This is a genomic window from Chryseobacterium salivictor (assembly GCF_004359195.1).
GTDB classification, from domain to species: Bacteria; Bacteroidota; Bacteroidia; order Flavobacteriales; family Weeksellaceae; genus Kaistella; species Kaistella salivictor.
Window position 1 is genome coordinate 623,268 of sequence record NZ_CP037954.1, and the last position, 19,338, is coordinate 642,605.

Annotated in this window: 20 protein-coding genes; 6 read left to right on the forward strand and 14 right to left on the reverse strand. The window is 35.9% G+C overall.

The window, feature by feature from the left end:
* Nucleotides 1-181: 181 nt before the first annotated feature.
* Nucleotides 182-2,995, reverse strand: a complete 2,814-nt coding sequence (leuS, locus tag NBC122_RS02900; RefSeq protein ID WP_133438923.1) for a leucine--tRNA ligase — start codon at nucleotides 2,993-2,995, stop codon at nucleotides 182-184.
* A 96-nt stretch (nucleotides 2,996-3,091) separates the two neighbouring features.
* On the opposite strand from leuS, the gene NBC122_RS02905 reads away from it, so the two are divergent.
* The gene (locus tag NBC122_RS02905) at nucleotides 3,092-3,844 is read left to right on the forward strand and encodes a glycosyltransferase family 2 protein (RefSeq protein WP_133438924.1); all 753 of its coding nucleotides are present in this window, start codon (nucleotides 3,092-3,094) and stop codon (nucleotides 3,842-3,844) included.
* The gene (locus tag NBC122_RS02910; protein WP_133438925.1) at nucleotides 3,844-4,455 is read left to right on the forward strand and encodes a deoxyuridine 5'-triphosphate nucleotidohydrolase; all 612 of its coding nucleotides are present in this window, start codon (nucleotides 3,844-3,846) and stop codon (nucleotides 4,453-4,455) included. The genes NBC122_RS02905 and NBC122_RS02910 overlap by 1 nt, the downstream gene beginning before the upstream one ends.
* A 13-nt stretch (nucleotides 4,456-4,468) precedes the next feature.
* Here the strand turns inward: NBC122_RS02910 and NBC122_RS02915 are convergent, their stop codons facing one another.
* From NBC122_RS02915 to NBC122_RS02935, 5 genes are all read right to left on the reverse strand, one after another.
* Nucleotides 4,469-5,719: a 3-deoxy-D-manno-octulosonic acid transferase gene (locus NBC122_RS02915; protein ID WP_133438926.1), complete on the reverse strand. Its 1,251-nt coding sequence runs from the start codon at nucleotides 5,717-5,719 to the stop codon at nucleotides 4,469-4,471.
* Nucleotides 5,719-6,204 (reverse strand): hypothetical protein, encoded by a 486-nt coding sequence (locus tag NBC122_RS02920; protein WP_133438927.1) that lies wholly within the window; start codon nucleotides 6,202-6,204, stop codon nucleotides 5,719-5,721. Before NBC122_RS02920 ends, NBC122_RS02915 begins: the two co-directional genes overlap by 1 nt.
* Before the next feature lie 49 nt (nucleotides 6,205-6,253).
* Complete coding sequence (locus tag NBC122_RS02925; RefSeq protein ID WP_133438928.1) at nucleotides 6,254-6,964, reverse strand: C40 family peptidase; 711 nt, start codon at nucleotides 6,962-6,964, stop codon at nucleotides 6,254-6,256.
* A 16-nt stretch (nucleotides 6,965-6,980) separates the two neighbouring features.
* Complete coding sequence (locus tag NBC122_RS02930) at nucleotides 6,981-7,628, reverse strand: O-methyltransferase (RefSeq protein WP_133438929.1); 648 nt, start codon at nucleotides 7,626-7,628, stop codon at nucleotides 6,981-6,983.
* Nucleotides 7,629-7,723: 95 nt separating this feature from the next.
* A complete protein-coding gene (locus NBC122_RS02935) occupies nucleotides 7,724-8,560 on the reverse strand; it encodes an OmpA/MotB family protein (protein WP_133438930.1) in 837 nt (278 codons plus the stop codon).
* An 89-nt stretch (nucleotides 8,561-8,649) separates the two neighbouring features.
* On the opposite strand from NBC122_RS02935, the gene tilS reads away from it, so the two are divergent.
* Together tilS and NBC122_RS02945 are read left to right on the forward strand one after the other, a co-directional pair.
* The gene (tilS, locus tag NBC122_RS02940) at nucleotides 8,650-9,951 is read left to right on the forward strand and encodes a tRNA lysidine(34) synthetase TilS (protein WP_133438931.1); all 1,302 of its coding nucleotides are present in this window, start codon (nucleotides 8,650-8,652) and stop codon (nucleotides 9,949-9,951) included.
* Between the two features lie 41 nt (nucleotides 9,952-9,992).
* A complete protein-coding gene (locus NBC122_RS02945) occupies nucleotides 9,993-12,062 on the forward strand; it encodes a protein-disulfide reductase DsbD family protein (protein ID WP_133438932.1) in 2,070 nt (689 codons plus the stop codon).
* A gap of 112 nt (nucleotides 12,063-12,174) precedes the next feature.
* Here the strand turns inward: NBC122_RS02945 and NBC122_RS14310 are convergent, their stop codons facing one another.
* The 7 genes from NBC122_RS14310 to NBC122_RS02975 all read right to left on the reverse strand — a co-directional run bounded on the left by NBC122_RS14310 (nucleotide 12,175) and on the right by NBC122_RS02975 (nucleotide 17,176).
* Nucleotides 12,175-12,321, reverse strand: coding sequence for a hypothetical protein (locus NBC122_RS14310; protein ID WP_165983183.1), 147 nt, complete (start codon nucleotides 12,319-12,321; stop codon nucleotides 12,175-12,177).
* Complete coding sequence (locus tag NBC122_RS02950) at nucleotides 12,305-12,892, reverse strand: zeta toxin family protein (RefSeq protein WP_133438933.1); 588 nt, start codon at nucleotides 12,890-12,892, stop codon at nucleotides 12,305-12,307. The genes NBC122_RS14310 and NBC122_RS02950 overlap by 17 nt, the downstream gene beginning before the upstream one ends.
* Nucleotides 12,893-12,923: 31 nt before the next feature.
* A complete protein-coding gene (locus tag NBC122_RS02955) occupies nucleotides 12,924-13,637 on the reverse strand; it encodes an AAA family ATPase (protein ID WP_133438934.1) in 714 nt (237 codons plus the stop codon).
* Nucleotides 13,638-13,704: 67 nt separating this feature from the next.
* A complete protein-coding gene (locus tag NBC122_RS02960; RefSeq protein ID WP_165983184.1) occupies nucleotides 13,705-14,532 on the reverse strand; it encodes a GLPGLI family protein in 828 nt (275 codons plus the stop codon).
* On the reverse strand, nucleotides 14,522-15,688 hold the full coding sequence (locus NBC122_RS02965) for a hypothetical protein (RefSeq protein WP_133438936.1): 1,167 nt from the start codon (nucleotides 15,686-15,688) through the stop codon (nucleotides 14,522-14,524). The genes NBC122_RS02960 and NBC122_RS02965 overlap by 11 nt, the downstream gene beginning before the upstream one ends.
* Nucleotides 15,689-16,040: 352 nt before the next feature.
* Nucleotides 16,041-16,547 (reverse strand): hypothetical protein, encoded by a 507-nt coding sequence (locus NBC122_RS02970; protein WP_133438937.1) that lies wholly within the window; start codon nucleotides 16,545-16,547, stop codon nucleotides 16,041-16,043.
* A 98-nt stretch (nucleotides 16,548-16,645) separates the two neighbouring features.
* Nucleotides 16,646-17,176 (reverse strand): hypothetical protein, encoded by a 531-nt coding sequence (locus NBC122_RS02975; protein WP_133438938.1) that lies wholly within the window; start codon nucleotides 17,174-17,176, stop codon nucleotides 16,646-16,648.
* Nucleotides 17,177-17,716: 540 nt separating this feature from the next.
* Between NBC122_RS02975 and NBC122_RS02980 the strand changes: the two genes are divergently transcribed.
* Together NBC122_RS02980 and NBC122_RS02985 are read left to right on the forward strand one after the other, a co-directional pair.
* Nucleotides 17,717-17,938 carry a PspC family transcriptional regulator gene (locus NBC122_RS02980; protein WP_133438939.1) on the forward strand — a complete coding sequence of 74 codons (222 nt, stop codon included), beginning with the start codon at nucleotides 17,717-17,719 and terminating at the stop codon, nucleotides 17,936-17,938.
* Nucleotides 17,939-17,979: 41 nt separating this feature from the next.
* Entirely contained in the window at nucleotides 17,980-18,492 is a 513-nt protein-coding gene (locus NBC122_RS02985; RefSeq protein WP_133438940.1) for a GNAT family N-acetyltransferase, read from the forward strand.
* 51 nt (nucleotides 18,493-18,543) lie between these two features.
* On the opposite strand, the gene NBC122_RS02990 is transcribed toward NBC122_RS02985, so the two are convergent.
* On the reverse strand, nucleotides 18,544-19,275 hold the full coding sequence (locus NBC122_RS02990; protein ID WP_133438941.1) for an SIMPL domain-containing protein: 732 nt from the start codon (nucleotides 19,273-19,275) through the stop codon (nucleotides 18,544-18,546).
* Nucleotides 19,276-19,338: the final 63 nt, after the last annotated feature.

Consider the following 19,338-nt stretch of genomic DNA (forward strand, 5'->3'; position numbering starts at 1 on the left):
CTTTAAGGATCATTAAATTTAAATTTATGCAATGTTACGATACATTAACATTGAATTATTGATAATAATTGAATTAAAAAATGATTATAATTTTCAATTTCAAAAATACCTTTAAAAAATCACACAAATTACATGCACTTTTTTATGATTGCACCATAAAAATATTTTTCATTATTTATTTTCAGAGAACAATATTAATTATTTTTTTCGGTACAATGATTACTTTTTTTGGATTATTTCCCTGTAATTGTTCCATTGTCCGATTATCAGCTAAAACTATTTCCTGAATTTCAGGTACTGATAACTCTGCGGAAAGACTTAATTTAAATCTCATCTTCCCATTAAAACTCACCGGATATTCGATTTCATCTTCTATCAAAAACTTTTCTTCAAATTTGGGGAAAGGCGCAAACTCGATCGACCCGGTATGTCCTAATTTGCTCCACAACTCCTCTGCAACATGTGGAGCATACGGCGAAACAATAATTGCTAAAGATTCCAGGATATTTCTTTTATTGGTTTTCAGCTTCTGCAATTCGTTTACCGCAATCATAAACTGCGAAACTGAGGTGTTAAATGAAAAATTATCAATATCCGACACCACTTTTTTAATTAGTGTATGCAGGATTTTATATTCCTGTTTTGATGGTTCATCCTCTGAAACTTCGAAATCATCTCCATTAAAATAAAGGTTATAGAACTTTTTCAAAAATCCGTAAACCCCACTTAAGCCTTGGGTATTCCACGGTTTTGACTGCTCCAACGGACCAAGGAACATTTCATACAAACGCAGACAGTCTGCGCCATATTCGTCACAAATATCATCGGGATTTACGACGTTGTATTTGGATTTGGACATTTTTTCGACCTCGCGTTCGCAAATGTATTTCCCATCTTCTAAGATAAATTCAGCATCAGCGTATTCTGGACGCCAGTTATTAAATTTCTCTGTATCGAGTTCATCGGTTCCTCCTTTTAATAAAGAAACATCAACATGGATTTTTTGAACCTGGTAATCTTTTGCTAAACCTTTAGAAACAAATTGGTTCGTTCCATCAATTCTTAAAACATACGCGCTCATCCCCAAAATCATTCCCTGATTAATCAGTTTTTTAAACGGTTCTTCATGATCAATGTAACCACGGTCTTTCATAAACATATTCCAGAAACGGGAATACAGTAAATGTCCGGTGGCGTGTTCGCTTCCGCCAATATACAGATCGACCTGTCCCCAATAATCTGAAAGATTTTTATCGGTAAAGACTTCTTCGTTTTTAGGATCCATATATCTTAAGAAATACCATGAACTTCCTGCCCAACCCGGCATCGTGGATAATTCTAAAGGAAAAACCTTTTCATCGTCGATCAGATCAGTCGAAACAATTTTCTGATTTGCTTCATCCCAGGCGAAATTTTTAGCGTTTCCTAAAGGTGGATCACCATCTTCAGTTGGAAGATATTTCTCAACGTCAGGTAATTCCAACGGCAACGCTGAAACCGGCAAAGTGTACGGCATTCCCTCTTTATAATAAACAGGAACCGGTTCTCCCCAATATCTCTGGCGGGAAAAAATCGCATCCCGCTGTCGGTAATTGGTTGTCCTATGACCGATATTTCTCTTTTCAATCTCAGAGATAATTAATGATTTAGCGTCATCATATTTTAATCCATTTAAAAATTCTGAATTCACACAAACAGAATCTTTCGAATCAAAAGACTCTTCCTGAATATCATTGTCATTTTCAATAACATTAATGATCGTCAAACCGAATTTTTTCGCAAAACGGTGATCGCGTTCGTCATGTGCAGGAACAGCCATTACCGCGCCTGTTCCATAACCCATCAACACATAATCAGAAATATAAACCGGCATCTCCTGATTGGTAAACGGATTCAAAGCATAACTTCCGGTGAATGCACCACTCACATTCTTCACGTCAGACATTCGGTCCCGCTCCGTTTTCTTAGAAGTCTGTTCGATATAATTTTCAACCTCTTCTTTTTGACTTTCTATCGTTAAGCTTTTAACCAAAGGATTCTCAGGTGCCAAAACCATAAAGGTTGCCCCGAAAATCGTATCTGGACGCGTGGTGAAAACGGAGATTTTTTCTGCAGAATCTTCAACACCGAAAGTCACCTGCGCACCCTGAGATTTTCCGATCCAGTATTCCTGCGCATCTTTCAGCGGTTGGGGCCAATCCAAAGAATTTAAACCTTGCAGTAATCTTTCAGAATAGGCAGTGATTCTCATGCTCCACTGCATCATTTTCTTTTGAAAAACAGGAAAACCACCTCTTTCAGATTTCCCATCTTTTATCTCATCATTCGCCAAAACAGTTCCTAAACCCGGACACCAATTTACAGTAGTTTCTGCACGGTAAGCTAAACGGTAGTTTAACAAAATATCCTGTTGATCCAGCTCAGAAGCACTTTTCCATTCTTCTGCAGTGAAATCTAACTGATCGTTTTGAACCGCTGATAAATTTTGAGTTCCGTGGTTTTCGAAATGACGAATCAATTCTTTAATATCTTCTGCTTTATCAGTCGTTTTATTATACCAGGAATCGAAAAGCTGAAGAAAAATCCATTGTGTCCACTTATAAAAAGAAGAATCTGAAGTTCTCACTTCTCTGCTCCAATCAAATGAAAAACCGATTTTACGCATTTGCTGTTCGTACCGCGTGATATTTTCTTCCGTTGTTACCGCAGGATGCTGACCGGTTTGTATCGCATATTGTTCCGCCGGAAGTCCAAAGGAATCGTAACCAATCGGATGCAGGACATTATAACCCTGATGCCTTTTATATCTCGCATAAATATCTGACGCGATATAACCCAGCGGATGACCAACATGTAAACCCGCACCGGAAGGATAAGGAAACATATCCAAAACATAAAATTTCGGTTTATCAGTTGTATTTTCAGTTTTATAGGTTTGATTTTCTTCCCAGAATTTCTGCCACTTTTTGTCGATGGATTGATGGTCGTAAAACATTTCTTGATTTTAATTAAGTCACAAATTTAAGGTTTTGAAATGAATTTCTGAATGAAACTAATTATCGTAAATTTGAACCTTAAACTTTAAAACACAATGCCCGAAGTTTCCATCATTACGCCCTGCTATAATTCTGCAAATTTCTTAGAAGAAACCATTCAGTCGGTGCTCAATCAAAAATTCACTGATTGGGAATGGTTGGTCACAGATGATTGTTCTTCGGATGATTCTGTGAAAATAATCAAGAAAATTAATGATTCGCGAATTACCCTGACGGTCGCAGAAAGAAATGGTGGCGCTGGTCATGCCCGAAATTTATCTCTGGAAAAAGCCACAGGAAAATTCATTACTTTTTTAGATGCTGATGATTATTGGGAACCCGACTTTTTAGAGGAAATGGTTTCGTTTATGAAAAAAGAAAAAGCCGAACTCGCCTATTCCAATTATGCGAGATGTGATAAGAGTTTAAATCCAAAAATAGCAGATTTTCAGGCAGACAAAGAGGTTACTTTTGATAACCTGTTAAAAACCTGTCGCTTATCTTTATTAAGTTCCATGTACGATTCTGAAAGAGTAGGCAAAGAATATTTCCCGGCTGGAAGCAAACGGGAAGATCATGTCATGTGGCTGAATTTATTAAAGAAAATTCCGGTCGGAAAACCATTGCCGAAAACCATGGCAAAATACAGAATGCACGCAAGCAGCATTTCCAGAAAAAAGACCAACATTATGAAAGACCAGTATTTGGTGTATAAAGATTATATGCATTTTTCTACCTTAAAATCCTGGTATTACACGGCGAATTGGGCATTAAACGGATTTATGAAATACTCTAAATTTTTTAATTAATGGAATATTCAAAAGAATTTAAAGAAGCGATTTCAAATTTCACCTCTCAGGAAAAAGATAAATTGATTATCCGTTTGCTTAAAAAAGACAGGATTTTATCGCACCGGCTTTATTTCGAACTCATCGATCCGGAAACTGCCGATGACAAGAGAAATCAAATGGAATCTCTCATCAAAAATGAAGTTTCGGTTGCCGTGAAAAAATTCGGACGAACCAAATATTTCCTGCCAGCGATTCGAAAAGTGAGCGCAAAAATAACAGAACATGTTAAGATTACAACGGATAAATTCGGCGAAGTTTCTTTAACGCTTTTATTAGTGAGTGAAACATTAAAACAAGCCCCAAAAACCGGTGATCACTACAAATTATATATTTATCTCCTTAATAAAATATTCCGTTCTTTTGTTTTAACTAAAAAATTAGATCCTGATTATTATTTAGATTTACGGGAAATTTTTGAAGAAGTTCATCAGCAAATTGTAAAAAATAAAAGCCTGGAAGATCTCACGTTGCACAACGGATTATTTCTAAGTTGGTTCGATCCTGAAAACATTCCTGACCACATTGATTTAATTCTGAAAGGAATCAAGGCAGAAGGATTATTGCGCTGAGAAAAATTTTACGCTATTGTTTAAGCTGATGCTTTTTCACAATCTGTTCAAGAATAATTTCGGAAGCTATTGGCTGTTCTTCAATAAAATTCCGGGCATTATTTCCCATCTTTTTTAAACCGGCATCATCTTTTAACAAACCTAATAAATAAGGAGCGGCAAAAAATTCGTCTTCAAAAGATTGCCCACCGTTTCTGGCAATAAGCTCGTCAGCTTCCGGATTTTTCGTGTATTGATTTCCGAAGAAAACGGGAATTCCGAAAGTGGCTGCTTCTAAAATATTGTGAAGCCCTTTTGAATGAAAACCACCGCCAACCACTGCTAAATCACCGTAAGAATACAATTTGGAAAGCAGTCCGATACAATCGATAATCAGCACTTTTACATTTAAGAAGCGTACAGATTCTTTGTCGGTAATCTGGGAATAAAGAATCGCCGCCGGAAATAATGTTTTCAAATGAGCGACCCTTTTTAAATCGTGAGGTGCGATAATTATCTTCACGTCTTTATTTTTTGCAGCGATAATTTCTGCCAGCCGTTCTTCCGCCTCCCAGGAACTTCCAAAGATAACCGTTTTGTGACCTTGCGTAAACTCGCCGATAAAATCCACCGAATTATCTCTCTCGCGCAGCTTGCGAACCCTGTCGTACCGGGTATCTCCTGTGGTCATCGAATTACTCAAGCCAATTCCCTTCGCCAGCGCAGTTGAATGTCTGGTTTGATGGAAAAAGAAATCCACATTTTTTTTCAGCTGTTTTGCAAACCAACCTCCATAGACTTTAAAGAAAATTTGTGTTTCATAAAACAACGCCGAGACAACGTATATTTCTGCTCCCTGCTTTTTCAGTTCTTCTAAAAGATGATACCAATAATCATATTTTACGGTAAAGAAAATAGCTGTTTTAAAATTTGAAGTAAACTCTTTCACCCATTTCTCGGTATCGAAAGGAAGATAACAAATCACGTCGGCAACCGTATCTTTTTTAATGAGATTCTCGTAACCCGATGGTGAGAAAAAGGTAATTAAAATTTTATGATCAGGATATTGATCCTTCAATTTTTCCAGGACAGGAAGTCCCTGTTCATATTCTCCCAAACTCGCGGCATGCATCCAGATTACGTGATCTTCCGGAGAGAATTCAGCCTTCACCAAATCACAACTCTGCCTTCTTCCGGCCAAACCTTTTTTTAATTTATAATTAAAAACGGCTCCAATTCTCATGAAGGAAATCAGCAAACGGATGAAAAGGTTGTAAAAAAACATTAATGGGTAAGGTTTTGCGAACCGGTTCTTTTAGCAATCCGAACAGAGTAAGCCACCATGGTGATTACTCCTAAAAAAAGAACAACGATCAGATAATTGTTAATTGGGCTTAAAGCATCATTTTCGCCTAATCCGATAGAGACACTTTCGTAAGTAATGACGGTCAAAAGCAACATAACTATCAGCTGGAAAACGCTCAGTGTTCTCTCTGCCTTTCGGGTCTTCTTTTTATTGTTTTTAGGCATTTTCAGAAAAAGAGAATTGATGATTTTCGTGAGATAAAAATTCAGTAAATAAATAAAAGAAGCAACTGCCGCGAAAAGCCAGATCAGTATCCGAGGCACAAAAAAGCTCGGTTTTTCATCCCATCCTAAACGCACAGGAACTGACACAGGCAAACTTCGGAAATTCATAAAAATATAATCCCAGATAAAAATCAACAGACAAAAAGCGATAATTTGCAGATAAAAGGGTAGTTTTTTCATGATGATTAAAAATAAATAGCGAGCCCTAAATTAAGCATTATATTTTTTTTTAAAAAATACTGCGCAAAAACCGAAGTTTATGGGTGTGTTTATTCAATTCTTTATTAAAAATCCCGGTGGAATCCAGCGAGTCGATTCTCACCTTTCCGTAGGCATGAATTATTTCCTGATTATCGAGCATCATTCCAACGTGAGAAATTTTTCCTTCTGCATCTTCAAAAAAGGCTAAATCTCCGGGTTTACTTTCTTCGACGAAACTCAAGACCTCGCCTATTTCCGATTGATGTTGAGCTTCTCTTGGAAGAAAAATTCCGTGAACTTTATAAATGAGCTGTACAAATCCGCTGCAATCGATACCGAAAAAACTTCTGCCACTCCAGAGAAAAGGTACATTTAGGAATTGCTTAGCCGTTTCCGAAATAGTTCCGACCTTTAAGAATGAACGTTCCGCTTTTTCAGAATTCACTTCACTCCCTATCGACAGCAGGATTGCACCTTGCGAAGTGTTATACATCTGAATGGTATTCAGTACCAGTTCCGTCTTTCTTTCAAGGAAATATTCTTCGGAAATCTCACAAATCTGCTGTGCATCAATCCAACCTTCATAACCATCAAAATCCATTTTTACTTTGACGAACTTTCCTGTACTTTCAAGAATATCAAACGTTTCGCCGTAAAGAAGCTGCGAAGTCATTTCTGACTGATGAGATTGTTCTGCGCGGATTGCCGCCACCGAAACCGTACAAATTCCTTTGTTCATCGTTATTCCTAAAGTTTTATTTTTTTCTGATTAAGTGAAGTCCGTCCCGCAAAGGTAAAATAACATTTTCGAAATTCTCCTCTTTTGAAACCATGTCATTCAGTTCTTTTATTATTTGCGTTGATTTTTGTTTTGGATGCTCTTCTAAAACCTTTCCATACCACAATACATTATCAAAAAGAATAACTGCACCGCTTTTGATTTTGGGTTTTATTAAATTGAAATACTCAACATAATTTTCTTTGTCAGCATCGATGAAAACAAAGTCAAATATCTCCTCTGTTTCTTCTAAAAAAACTTTGGCATCTTTTAACTGAAAATCGATCTGATCTGCAAATTCACTTTCATTAAAATATTTCCTGGGTAAATAGGCCAATTCTTCATTAATGTCTAAAGTGGTTATTTTCCCTTCTTTTGATAAACCTTCGGCTAAACACAAAGTCGCATAACCGGTAAAAGTTCCTATTTCCAGAATATTTTTCGGCTGCAACATCTTCGACAAAAGCGCCAGAAATCTTCCCTGCAGATAACCGGAAATCATGTGCGGCTGCGTCGTTTTCTGGAAAGTTTCTTTTCGTAATCTTTTCAGAATATCGGGTTCTGCCGAGGTGTGATTTTCTAAATAGCGGTCCATTTCGGGACAATTTTCTTCAAAAAAACTCATTGGGTATTAATTTAAGTCAAATTTAAGCATTTAAAATAAAAGCGCTGTTAGAGCTTCAACCTCTAACAGCGCTAAAAATATATCCTGAAATTTGTTTAGTTTTTCACTGGAGCAATATCCATTAACTTCATAAATTCATCTAATTTAGGCATGATGATAATTTCTGTTCTTCTGTTCTCCGCTCTTCCGGAAACAGATGCGTTGGTGGTTTTCGGGTTGTACTCGCTTCGTCCGCCAGCCGTAATTCTCGCTGGATTAACGCCGAATCTTGTCTGAAGAACTTTCGCCATTGATGTTGCTCTCAACGCTGATAAATCCCAGTTGTCTTTTGGTAAATTATTAGAACTCAACGGAACATTATCGGTATTTCCTTCGATCAATACAGAATAAGTATCGTAATCGTTAATCACTTTCGCGACTTTTCCTAACACATCCTGTGCGGCAGGTAAAATGTTATAATCTCCCGTTTTGTACAACATATTGTCAGACAGAGAAATCATGACCACTCCTTTTAAAACCTTCACCTGAACATCGTTATCTGCGATATTATCCAAAGAACGTTTTAATTTATTAGACAAAGCCAAGTTCAAACTGTCGTTTTTAGAATTGGTAGAAATTAATTGCTTGATGTATTTGTTAGAAGAATTGATCTCTCCAATTAATTTATCAATATTCGCAGAACCTTTTCCACTATTTGATAAACACGCATCGAGGGAAGATTTCAAAGCATCGTTTTGTCCTTTTAGCAAAGCATTTTCGCTTGCCAGACCGGAATTAACACCTTTCAAATCCTGAATCTCACGTTGTCTCTCACCAACATTGGTAATACACTGGTTGTAATTTGTATTCAATGCATCAAACTGCTTCTTGCTTACACAAGAAGTCATCAATAATGCCATTCCCAGAACGGCTCCTATTTTTCCAATATTCATAATAATCTTTTTGTTCGTCCAAAAATAGAGAATTCAATTTGAACAGAAGAATTATCTTTGCTAAATATTCCTTAAAAAATCCTTAAAAATTGGTTAACTCAAAGACTTTTCAGCATGCTTTGGAAGAAATCTCCGCTGATTACCGGAATGCAAATTTTCTACTTGCAGTTAGTGGTGGCGCTGATTCTATGGTATTGCTTCATTTATTTAAATCAACGGATTTAACATTGCAAGTCGCTCATATTAACTATAAACTCCGTGGAAGCGATTCTGATGAAGACCAGAAGTTAGTACAGGAGTTTTGTAAAAAACACACGATTCCGTTTCATCTATATCAAGTTTCCGAAAAAGACAACCAACCCAAAAATTCGATACAGGATTGGGCGAGAACCATTCGGTATGATTTCTTTCGGAAAATTCAGCAGGATCAAAAACTGGACTTTATTGTCACCGCACATCATCTGAATGACCAACTGGAAACTTTCATCATCAATCTTTCAAAAGCATCCGGAATTAAAGGATTAAGTGGAATTCCTGCGAATGAAAACAAAATTCTGAGACCGCTGCTTGGTTTTTCTAAACAGGAAATTTATGATTTTGCTAAAGAAAATAAGATTGAATTCCGGGAAGATTTATCCAATCAAAAAAATGATTATTTAAGGAATAAAATCCGCAACGAAATCGTGCCGCACCTGCTGAAAGTCAATGAAAATTTTTTGGAAAACTTTGGAAAGAGCATTTCATATCTCAATCAATCCAAAAATTTCATTGAAGAACAAATTTCAGGGATCGAAAAAGAAATTATCATCCATCAGGAGGATTATTTAATAATGAAGAAAGATCTCTTTTTTAATCAAAGTAATTTTGTCCGGTTTGAAATCCTGCGAAAATATGGTTTTAATGAAGGTGAAGAAATTGAAAAAATCCGAAAAGCAAAAACCGGTAAGAATTTTATTTCCAGTGAATATCAGCTCACCATCGACCGTAAAATCTTGATTTTAAAAAAGATTGCGGATGAAATTGAAACAGAGGATAAGGAAGAAATTATTTTGACTTTAAATGATGAAAATCAAATCCTGATTCCCGACCTGGTTCTTTCAGAAATTAAAGAATTAGGAAAAATGGAATGGAAATTTGATGCTGAAAAAATCCTGTTTCCTTTAAAGTTAAGACGAAAAAAGGATGGCGATTTATTCTTTCCAATAGGAATGATAGGCAAAAAGAAGATCTCAAAATTTTTTAAGGATGAAAAAATCCCTATTTTAGCCCAGCAAAAAATCTGGCTTTTGTGCGACGGTGAAGATCGTATATTAGGAGTGCTCCCGTTGCGCCAGGACAGAAGATTTGTAGCATCTAAAGAAAGTCCAGAAATCATAAAAGTAAAATCATAGTGTCCGGTAAAGCAAGCGGACCGCAAAAAAGTAAAGTGAAAATGAAATTTAAAAATTGGTTTATCCTCATCGTCCTTTTCCTTTTTCAAGGAATTAGCGCACAAATAAAAGATCCTGTAAAATTCAAATACCAAATTAATTCATTACCAAACAATGAATATGAAGCCGTTTTAACCGCCACGATTGATAAAAACTGGCACATTTATTCCAAAGATTTGCCACCAGATTCCGGGATTCCTACCGAAATGAAACTCAGTTCCAAAGACGGGATCAACCTCATCGGGAAAGTCGCAGAAGTGGGTAAAAAGCATGATGAATTTTCGGAAGCTTTCGGCGCTCAAATCGTTTATTATTCTGACAAGGTTTTATTTAAACAGAAATTCAGCCTTAAAAATAATGCAAAACCGGCAAATGTTGTTGCTGAAATCACCTATCAAACCTGTGATGACCGCGTTTGTCTGGCACCGAATACTTTAGAATTCGAGCAGAAAGTAATTCCCATTGCGGCTACCGAAACAGTAAGTACAACCGAAGAAATCACCGCGACGGCCATTACCGGCGAAAATAAAGACAGCATCCGAACCATTGAAATTCAGGAAACAACAATTACTACTCCAATTCCTGCAGTTCAGGAAGGTTTAAAAGTAGCCTCTATTGATTTCGCCAATCCGCAAACAGATTGTGGAATTGTTCAGGAAAAAAATTCAGAAAATTTCTGGACGTATCTGCTATTAGGATTTTTCGGCGGATTGATCGCTTTGTTGACTCCATGTGTTTTTCCGATGATTCCTCTGACGGTTTCTTTCTTCACCAAAGGATCGAAAGACAAAGCAAAAGGGAAAAGAGATGCCTTTATTTACGGATTTTTCATCCTCTTGATTTTTGTATTACTAAGTGTTCCGTTTCATATTATTGACGGAATTGCCGGAAATGTTTTCAATCAAATTTCCACAAGTGTTTGGTTGAATATTGTATTCTTCATCATATTTCTGTTTTTCGCCGGAAGTTTCTTCGGCTATTACGACATTACATTACCGAGTTCGATTGCCAACAAATCTTCGAAAGCAGAAGATGCAGGCGGAATTATCGGAATCTTTTTCATGGCTTTAACGTTGGTCATTGTTTCATTTTCATGTACGGGACCCATTTTAGGAAGTTTATTGGGAAGTTCTCTTACCGGTTCGGCAAATATTCCTATGTTACTGACTTTTGCTCTTGCAGGATTTGGATTTTCATGGGCAATCGTTTTTGGATTGCTGGCTTTGTTTCCACAGGCTTTGCAAAGTTTACCAAAATCTGGAGGTTGGATGAATACGGTGAAAGTTGTTTTAGGTTTCATCGAATTAGGACTGGCTTTAAAATTCTTATCAAAAGCAGATTTGGTTTCCAAAACATTCTTCCTGAAAAGAGAATTATTTATTGTGATCTGGATTCTGATTTCGATTGGTTTAGTTCTTTATTTATTCGGGAAAATCAAATTTCCACATGATGATAAAAAAGCTAAAATTTCGATGACCAGAAAAGTGATCGGCGTTTTAGGAATCGGATTTATCATCTATTTAATTCAGGGATTATTTCCCGGAGAAAGACCGAAGCTGCAATACCTGAGTGGAATTTTGCCTCCAATCAATGTGAGTTATCTCCATGATGAAAAAGACGGGATTTTAGGAATGCATCCGGAACATGATTATTTCAAAGCCATTGAAATTGCGAAAAAAGAAAACAAACCCTTGTTGATCGACTTTACAGGTTACGGTTGTGAAAACTGCCGTAAAATGGAGGAATTCGTCTGGAGCGAACCGGATATTTTACCGATTTTACAAAACGAAGTAATATTAGCCTCTTTATATGTTGATGATAAAGAAGCGCTTCCAGAAAACGAGCAAACCTCGGTTGACATGGGCAACGGACAAAAGAAAAAAGTGAAAACGATTGGTGACAAATGGAGTTTGTTCCAGCAGATCAACTTTAATAATAATTCCCAGCCGCACTATGTTTTGGTAACACCGGACGGAAAAGTAATCAATACGCCCGTTTCCGGATATATGCCAAAAGAGGATTTCAAAGCCTTCCTGGAGTGCGGGATTGCTTATTTTAAGACGAAGAGATGATAGCCTTATAGAGAATAGACGAAGAGACAATAGATTTTAGTTTTGATATAAAAATAACCGGCAGTGATTGCCGGTTATTTTTATGGTTAAGATTTTAAAATCAACTCTGAAGTTATGGTTTTATTTTCACTATTTTATCATCTTTAATAACCACAATTTCACCATTATTTTTTCTTTTCAGTTCAATCATTTTATCATACGCTTTTTCAAGCCCTTTTATGATTTTATTCTTTCGTTGAATTTTATCTTGTTTTGTCATGATATTTTTTTAAGGTGTTAAATTTTTCTTGATGAACGATAAAAACATTTTCGTCCCCATATTTCTCAGCAATTAAGTGATGGCTTCCTTCTGAATTATCAAAAATTAGAACCTGGTCAACAATTGAAAGATAAATATCAAATAAGTTTTTAATGCCGTTCAAATACCTTCTCTCAATAACTTCAGGCGGAATATTATGCCCTCCTTCCTTTACTCTTAATTTTACCCGCTCTTTTGCCAAGTCCGGATTTTTAAGCCAGAAGAAAAGTAAAATCGTGTTATATCCCTGTTGTTTTGCTTTTAAAATTTTTTGTTTATATGTTCTCGTTGCTAGAGTTGTTTCAAATGCGAAATTTTCCTCATTGTTAAAGAGCTCATCTATTCGCTTCAGCATAATTCTACCGGCTTCAAAAGCAACTTTTTCAGGCTGAAATGGCGACAACCCTTTTGCTATTTCATCGGCGTTCACAAATTCTTTACAATCAAGGATTTCAGGTAAAATAGTAAAAGACGCTGTGGTTTTTCCAGCACCATTACAACCAGCAATTATATAAAGATTTTTCTCACTCATTAATACAAATTTACGCTAAAAGATCTTGCAATCATTTATTTTCTTCCTTTTCTAATTTTGCGATCAGTAAAGATTTTATTTTCGTAAAAGCATAATCTTTTGCTTCGGCGAAAGAAACATGATACAACCGCTCAAAATTCTTCAGATGTTCGGGAAAAGATTTCAAAAGCCTGTCATAGTAAGAGTCCAAGACAGCATCATTGGGCATTTCAAAATTAATTCTGAGCTGAAATCTTCTTAACAAAGCAATATCGATAATTTCGGCGTGATTGCTAGCGGCGATAAGCATAGCATTGGCCGGATAATAATCGATGAGCTGAATAATCGTATTGACCAGTCTTCGCATTTCGCCAACATCTTTATCATCGCTTCCTCTTTCCTTACCGATCTGGTCGAATTCATCCAGGAAAAGAACTGCTTTTTCCCGGGCAGCTTTATCGAAAACCTGTTTCAGATTCTGTGAAGTCTCCCCAATTCTGGAACAGACCACATTACTCAGGTTCAAAATCATGATAGGCTTTCCGAGTGCGTGAGCGATGGCTTTTGCGGTCGTGGTTTTTCCGCAGCCGGAATGTCCCTGCAGTAGAATTTTGTTATTCACCGGCAAACCGTATTTGGTAAGTTCGTCAACATATCTGTGTTCTTTGATGAGTTGCTGAATATTTTGGTGATTGTATTTATTCAGGAAAACATCTTCTAAAGAAACGGCTTCTCTGTCATTGATAATAAGGTCGAATACATTCATGATTGCTGATTTCTAAGTGCAAATTTAGGGAAGATTTGGGAAATTAATGATTTGAAGAAATCAAAATCTATGGATAAAAAATCGCCATATTCAAATTAATAGGATTATTATATTTTTTGATAATATTTCTCAATCGATCGTTCACTTCCCTACTATTTGAAGAATTGACAATTGTTCCATCGTTCAGATAAAATTCATTATTACTGGAATTTCCTGTTCCGTTTTTTATAAAATTCACAGGAGATTCATAATATTTTAATTTTGCACTTTTATACTTTTCCCAAGTTACGGGAACACTCATTTGATGCGCTATTTCAAGATATTGATTTCCTGCCGGTTCTTTTATTTTTTCCGATTTTGCTAAAGAAAATTTATAATTGTTTTTATCGTCCGAAATCTCGGTAATTAATCCCGGCAGGCCATGAAATTTATAAGGTCCTTCCTGAAAAGGGAATTCTGTAGTAAACCACGCAATCCAATTTCTACCTCCCCAAGTTGTGGTGGCTTTTTGAAGTATTAAATCTTTGACCAACTTTTTATCGGTGCTTAGTTTCCAGATTTGGGAATCTTTTGTTTGCAATCCGAGAATTGTATTTTCTAGCAAATCGTATTCGCTGAAATCTGAACTTCCTTTTTGATGTTTGACAATGGTGGAAGTATTCAGTTTCATCTCTTTGGGAAAAGGAATATTATTTGCGACCAAGGAATCTGCAATAAAATAATCTCTCGTGTAGTAAAGAACTTCATTCCCGGTAATATCTAAATGGTAGTTTTCTTTGGTGGTCAGGTTCATGGTAGAATCTTTTTTGTACTCAACATCATAAATAAATCGGTGAGTTTGCGCATTACCATAAACACTGCAAAGTATGATCAAAAAAATAAAATTAGTTTTCATCTGCTTTATCATTTATAAAGTTTAATTCTTCCTCGCTTAAATTCACAAGCCCTTTGTCATCACTAATCTTCATGTTTTTCCAGAAATAACCGTTAATATCAACTGGATTCTGAACGCCACGTTCTTCAGTCGGTTTAAAACTTTTGAAAATGATATCTCTGGCATTCCGATATTCAAAAACTTTATCACCCATTGCATATTTAATACCCTCGTATCTAATGCTTATTTTGGAAGGCACGTATTTTTCTCCGCTTTTATAAAATTCAAAAATATAAGTTCCATCCGGCGACTGGCGTTGGTATTCAAAACCATCTTCATCTTTAAAAACCTCCAGACTGGCATTACTCTGCTTAAAATTCATTTCGAATAAAGTAATTACCTTATCTGCTTTGTTATATCTGAACGTTCCAGTATAAGTGATGTTGTCAGTCATTTTAATTTTATAAGAAATTTCCTGTTCGAATTCATTTTCGTAAAGTAGTTTACCGGAGGTTACCGCATTTTTATTTTTACTGCGTCGCATCATATAAAAAAGTTCATAGTCAAAAAACATACTTCCGACAGGTTGATGACTTACCTTTTGTGGTTTTACTTTAATATTAAAGTCATTGTTTTCCAATTTTAAATATCTCAAGGTGTCAATTTGTAATTGCACAAAATTTTTATGCTTCCCATTAAATGCTTCTTTCGCATTATATTGTCCATCTCGGGTCCAAAATTTCCCGTCTGCTACCACCAATAATTTCATTTTATTATTTTCAAATCTTTTTTGAGAATAAGTGACATCAAAGATGGCGGGCTTATCATAATATCTGTTTGTATAATTTTTGGAAACATCTGTAAAAATCTTTTTGATGTCAACCGAAACTATTTTCACCTCATCTATATCATTGTAAAGCGGTTTTAGTTTTATACTTGATTGAAATTTGGAGGTTTTCAAGGTTTCATATCCGGTGAAAGAAACTTCAAATTGTTTCGCATCTTTCGGAAGCGAAATAGAACCATCATCATTAGAATAGAAAATCTGATCTGCCAGAATAATTCTCACATTGGGAATTGCCTTACCTGTTTCAGCATCCTCGATTTTGACTTTTTTAAGAGTTTGAGAATTGAGTATTGAAAAAGAAAATACAAAAAAAAGTAAAATTTGCTTCATAAAATAAGTTTGTTAGTGGAACATTTAAAGTTCGTCTAAAATTATATTAATTTTGAATACAAAAGTGATAAGGAAAAGATAAATTTTCGGAGATTTAGTTAATTATTACTAATTAATAAGCACTATAAAATCATTACTGTTAAAAACACCAAAAAGAAATTTCTAAATAAAAAATAACCAACACAAAAATGCAGGTTATTTTGAAAATATAACTGAAAATTATTTTAGCCCGGATTGAGCGGGTTTGTCTGAGCTCTTTTTCTGCGGTTCCTGAACCGCAGAAAAAAGCGAGCCGTGAAAGCCGGACCGAATTTCATAAGTAGCAAAAATCCTGTTGCTCCTAAAAAACAAATTAATTAGTAATCGGAAGACTGCTGAATCCAATCGAAGTTTTCACTGAAATATCGGAAGTAGGCGATTGCTTCAATACATACACCAACCGCTGCTGAACGCTGCCCGATTTCATCATACGGTCTAAAGTAGCCGAAGTGCTTACATCCAGCGAAAGTGAGCTTCCAACATTATCCGGAATATCTTCCCGTGAGGCAACCAACACTTCATTGCTGCCATTATTAGAAAGATACACTTTCACCGATTTGAAAAGCCCGACACTGGTATTTGAATTTACAGAAAGGGTGGCATTGGAAACGCGGATATCTTTTACATTAGCTCCCGCTCCCGTTAACTGATTAATACTTTGCGCCGCAGAAATACTGGATAATGTAGTGTTTGCCGGAGATCCCGAAGTGACCAAAACCGTTGCATTATACGGAAAGGTATTCTGCAAAATCGAAGAAACAGTGGAACAACTCGCGAGAGTCGCAGTGGCAACAATCGCAGATAAAAAAATATTTTTCATAACTGTAGTAATTTAATTAATTTCTCATATCCAGAAATTGTACCAAGTCTTTCTTTTAACAAAATCTTAACGGTAGGCGGAAAATATTTTGAAAGTGATTATTCTAAATTTACGGTGAATTTTCCTTTGGCTTCACCTGACGCCATATTGCTTTTCCCAATGATGAGCCAGATTTCTCCTTTTTCTTTGATATCATATTTTATTTCTCTGCCGAAAGGACCGTCATAATGGCCGTTCGCCAATTTAATTTGGTTAAAACGGATGTTCATATCAGAATTTTCCGGACTTATTTTTCCGATGAGTTGTCTTCGGTTAAAATCCCGGATTTTCACAACCATCTGCTGATTTTCAGTGGTGAATTCATCGGAAAGCAGTATTGGAAGTTGATCAGCATTAATGGTCTGAATAATTTTATTCCCGCCAACCGTTCTTTCTGTTTTGAATGACTCTTTTAGGGCGTTGTTTTCGTCAATAGAAACAATTCCGTTTGCGGCGGAGTCCATTTTATTATGAATAGCCTTTTGCTCTGAAACAATGACAGAATCATTATCTACGGTATTTTCCGATACTACTTCCTTTTTCTGACACGACATGATTATTAAGGGAAGGATTGCAAGAATTTTTTTCATTGATTTTATTTTAAAGATTCGTGAAAGAGCGTTTTGGGAAAGAAATGTTTTTTCCCATTATATTTTTAATTTGGTTAAAATCTCTTTTTCCTAATGTTGATCGTACTTTTCATCTGTATAATTCAGCAATTGTCTTTCATTAGAATCAAAACCTGCCGAGGAAAATTGAACTCAGAACCATATTATTTGGATTGGTTATTTCGGACAGTTAATAAAACAACGAGCCAAAATTGTTCCATAATAAAACCAACATTTGACTGATTACAAGGCATTCTTATTACTATTAATTTTGGATATGGGACTGAATATTTAGAAAAACCATAATTCACCACGATTAAGATAAAGCTGCAAAATCGCACGCGCAAAGTCTTTAAATCAATTCAAACAATCTTTTACCTTGCTAAAAACCGCCTTTTCTAAATCCTCTGAGAGAATTCCTGATACTCAAAACCCTGTTACTTCCTCACTTTCATTTAATCTTACCGCTGATGAAATTCAGACAGTCGCTAAAAATAATTACCTTTGTAGTCAATAAAAAAAATGCTGAATAATTTAAGACATAAAATGGAAAGACAATGGTTTGGAGTGCTCACAAGAATGGGCGCCAAACTGGGAATTCCGGTTTCTAAACTTCGGGTATTTTTTATCTACTCCACTTTTGCAACTGCGGGCGTTTTCTTTCTCATTTATTTGGGTTTAGCCTTTACCCTGTGGATTAAGGATATGTTTATCACCCGACGGCCAAACGTTTTTGATTTATAATAATACGAATTCCACGAATTTTCACAAATGAAACGAATACGATGATTTGGTTTGAAGAATTGCAGATGCGTAAAAAACTTTCGAGAATTTATGCGGCTTACGAAAGCACTTTTCCGGAAGACGAACGAAGAGAGCAGAAACAATTTCTCGCTTTATTAGAAAATCCTGACTGTTTTATTTTCGCCGTAAAAAACGATGATGATTTTGTCGGTTATTTAATTCTTTGGAAATTAGAAAATTCCTGTTTTTTGGAACATTTCGAAGTCTTTGAAGAATACCGAAATCTGAAATTAGGTTCGCAGATTTTAGCAGAATTAAAGGAAAAATTTGGCAATATCGTTTTAGAATCTGAACCGAATTCTTTAGGTGAAATGGCTGAAAGAAGAATTAATTTTTACATCAGAAATGGTTTCTCGGTTATTTCGCAGGATTATATCCAACCGAGTTACGGGATTGGCAAGAATTCAATCAATTTATTTTTGCTGAGTAATTTTGCCGTGGAAAACGTGAAGAAAATTGAAGAAGAACTGCTTTCTAAAGTTTATCAGTTGTAAAAAAAAGTGATAAAGCTTTTTGTAGAAATACAACTTTAGCAAAATAAAACATTAATCAACCTCATATTCCAGCTTAATTGTAATACGCGCCTCCTTGTCTTTGGACGAAGTATTAAACGTCCCGCCATAAGAATATTCTTCCGTGGAATTGGGTGCGGTGATTTGGGTAACACCCATCGTAGCTCTTTTTAAATGTCCCAATTTTGAACCGGAATTTTCGGCGATTTTTTCTGCGCGCTGTTTGGCATCTTTTGTGGCATCGGCAATCATCTGCTGTTTGACGTCGGCCAATTTGGTGTAGAAATAATTCGGTGGAGAAGAAGTAAATTCGATTCCCAAATTGATAATTTCGGTAATGTTTCGCGAAAGATTTTCGATTTTCGCCACCTCTTTGCTGTTGATAGAAACAGTTTGTGAAAGTTGGTAACCTGCAAAAGTCTGATGACTGGATCCATTAGAATCATTGGTATAAGTGAATTGCTTCTGAATATCTACGGCCGAAAAAACCATCTTATCTTTCGGAATTCCTTTGGACACCAAATAATTTTCAATGATCTTTTTATCGTTTGCCAATTCGTCGTAAGCGGATTTGAGTTCGAAACTGTTACGGGAAAAATTTCCGCTCCAGGTAATAAGGTCTGAGGTAAATTTATTACTTCCCAATCCGGTAACAGAAATGGTATTATCCGCTCTATTTCTATTTTTAATGGCGCTGCCTAAAAACGCAAGACCGATGATGAAACCTGCTGCCGCAATGGCGATGGCGATAATGTTTTTATTCATAACGAAGTATTTTTATGATTGCGTTTCGCAGTTTGTTTAATGAAGTTTAAAGGTAGGAATAAA

Excerpts from the sequence above, each read along its gene's own strand:
- leuS (WP_133438923.1), bottom strand. The coding sequence starts at position 2,995 with ATGTTTTACGACCATCAATCCATCGACAAAAAGTGGCAGAAATTCTGG.
- NBC122_RS02905 (WP_133438924.1), top strand. The coding sequence starts at position 3,092 with ATGCCCGAAGTTTCCATCATTACGCCCTGCTATAATTCTGCAAATTTC.
- NBC122_RS02910 (WP_133438925.1), top strand. The coding sequence starts at position 3,844 with ATGGAATATTCAAAAGAATTTAAAGAAGCGATTTCAAATTTCACCTCT.
- NBC122_RS02915 (WP_133438926.1), bottom strand. The coding sequence starts at position 5,719 with ATGTTTTTTTACAACCTTTTCATCCGTTTGCTGATTTCCTTCATGAGA.
- NBC122_RS02920 (WP_133438927.1), bottom strand. The coding sequence starts at position 6,204 with ATGAAAAAACTACCCTTTTATCTGCAAATTATCGCTTTTTGTCTGTTG.
- NBC122_RS02925 (WP_133438928.1), bottom strand. The coding sequence starts at position 6,964 with ATGAACAAAGGAATTTGTACGGTTTCGGTGGCGGCAATCCGCGCAGAA.
- NBC122_RS02930 (WP_133438929.1), bottom strand. The coding sequence starts at position 7,628 with ATGAGTTTTTTTGAAGAAAATTGTCCCGAAATGGACCGCTATTTAGAA.
- NBC122_RS02935 (WP_133438930.1), bottom strand. The coding sequence starts at position 8,560 with ATGAATATTGGAAAAATAGGAGCCGTTCTGGGAATGGCATTATTGATG.
- NBC122_RS02945 (WP_133438932.1), top strand. The coding sequence starts at position 9,993 with ATGAAATTTAAAAATTGGTTTATCCTCATCGTCCTTTTCCTTTTTCAA.
- NBC122_RS14310 (WP_165983183.1), bottom strand. The coding sequence starts at position 12,321 with ATGACAAAACAAGATAAAATTCAACGAAAGAATAAAATCATAAAAGGG.
- NBC122_RS02950 (WP_133438933.1), bottom strand. The coding sequence starts at position 12,892 with ATGAGTGAGAAAAATCTTTATATAATTGCTGGTTGTAATGGTGCTGGA.
- NBC122_RS02955 (WP_133438934.1), bottom strand. The coding sequence starts at position 13,637 with ATGAATGTATTCGACCTTATTATCAATGACAGAGAAGCCGTTTCTTTA.
- NBC122_RS02960 (WP_165983184.1), bottom strand. The coding sequence starts at position 14,532 with ATGAAAACTAATTTTATTTTTTTGATCATACTTTGCAGTGTTTATGGT.
- NBC122_RS02965 (WP_133438936.1), bottom strand. The coding sequence starts at position 15,688 with ATGAAGCAAATTTTACTTTTTTTTGTATTTTCTTTTTCAATACTCAAT.
- NBC122_RS02970 (WP_133438937.1), bottom strand. The coding sequence starts at position 16,547 with ATGAAAAATATTTTTTTATCTGCGATTGTTGCCACTGCGACTCTCGCG.
- NBC122_RS02975 (WP_133438938.1), bottom strand. The coding sequence starts at position 17,176 with ATGAAAAAAATTCTTGCAATCCTTCCCTTAATAATCATGTCGTGTCAG.
- NBC122_RS02980 (WP_133438939.1), top strand. The coding sequence starts at position 17,717 with ATGCTGAATAATTTAAGACATAAAATGGAAAGACAATGGTTTGGAGTG.
- NBC122_RS02985 (WP_133438940.1), top strand. The coding sequence starts at position 17,980 with ATGATTTGGTTTGAAGAATTGCAGATGCGTAAAAAACTTTCGAGAATT.
- NBC122_RS02990 (WP_133438941.1), bottom strand. The coding sequence starts at position 19,275 with ATGAATAAAAACATTATCGCCATCGCCATTGCGGCAGCAGGTTTCATC.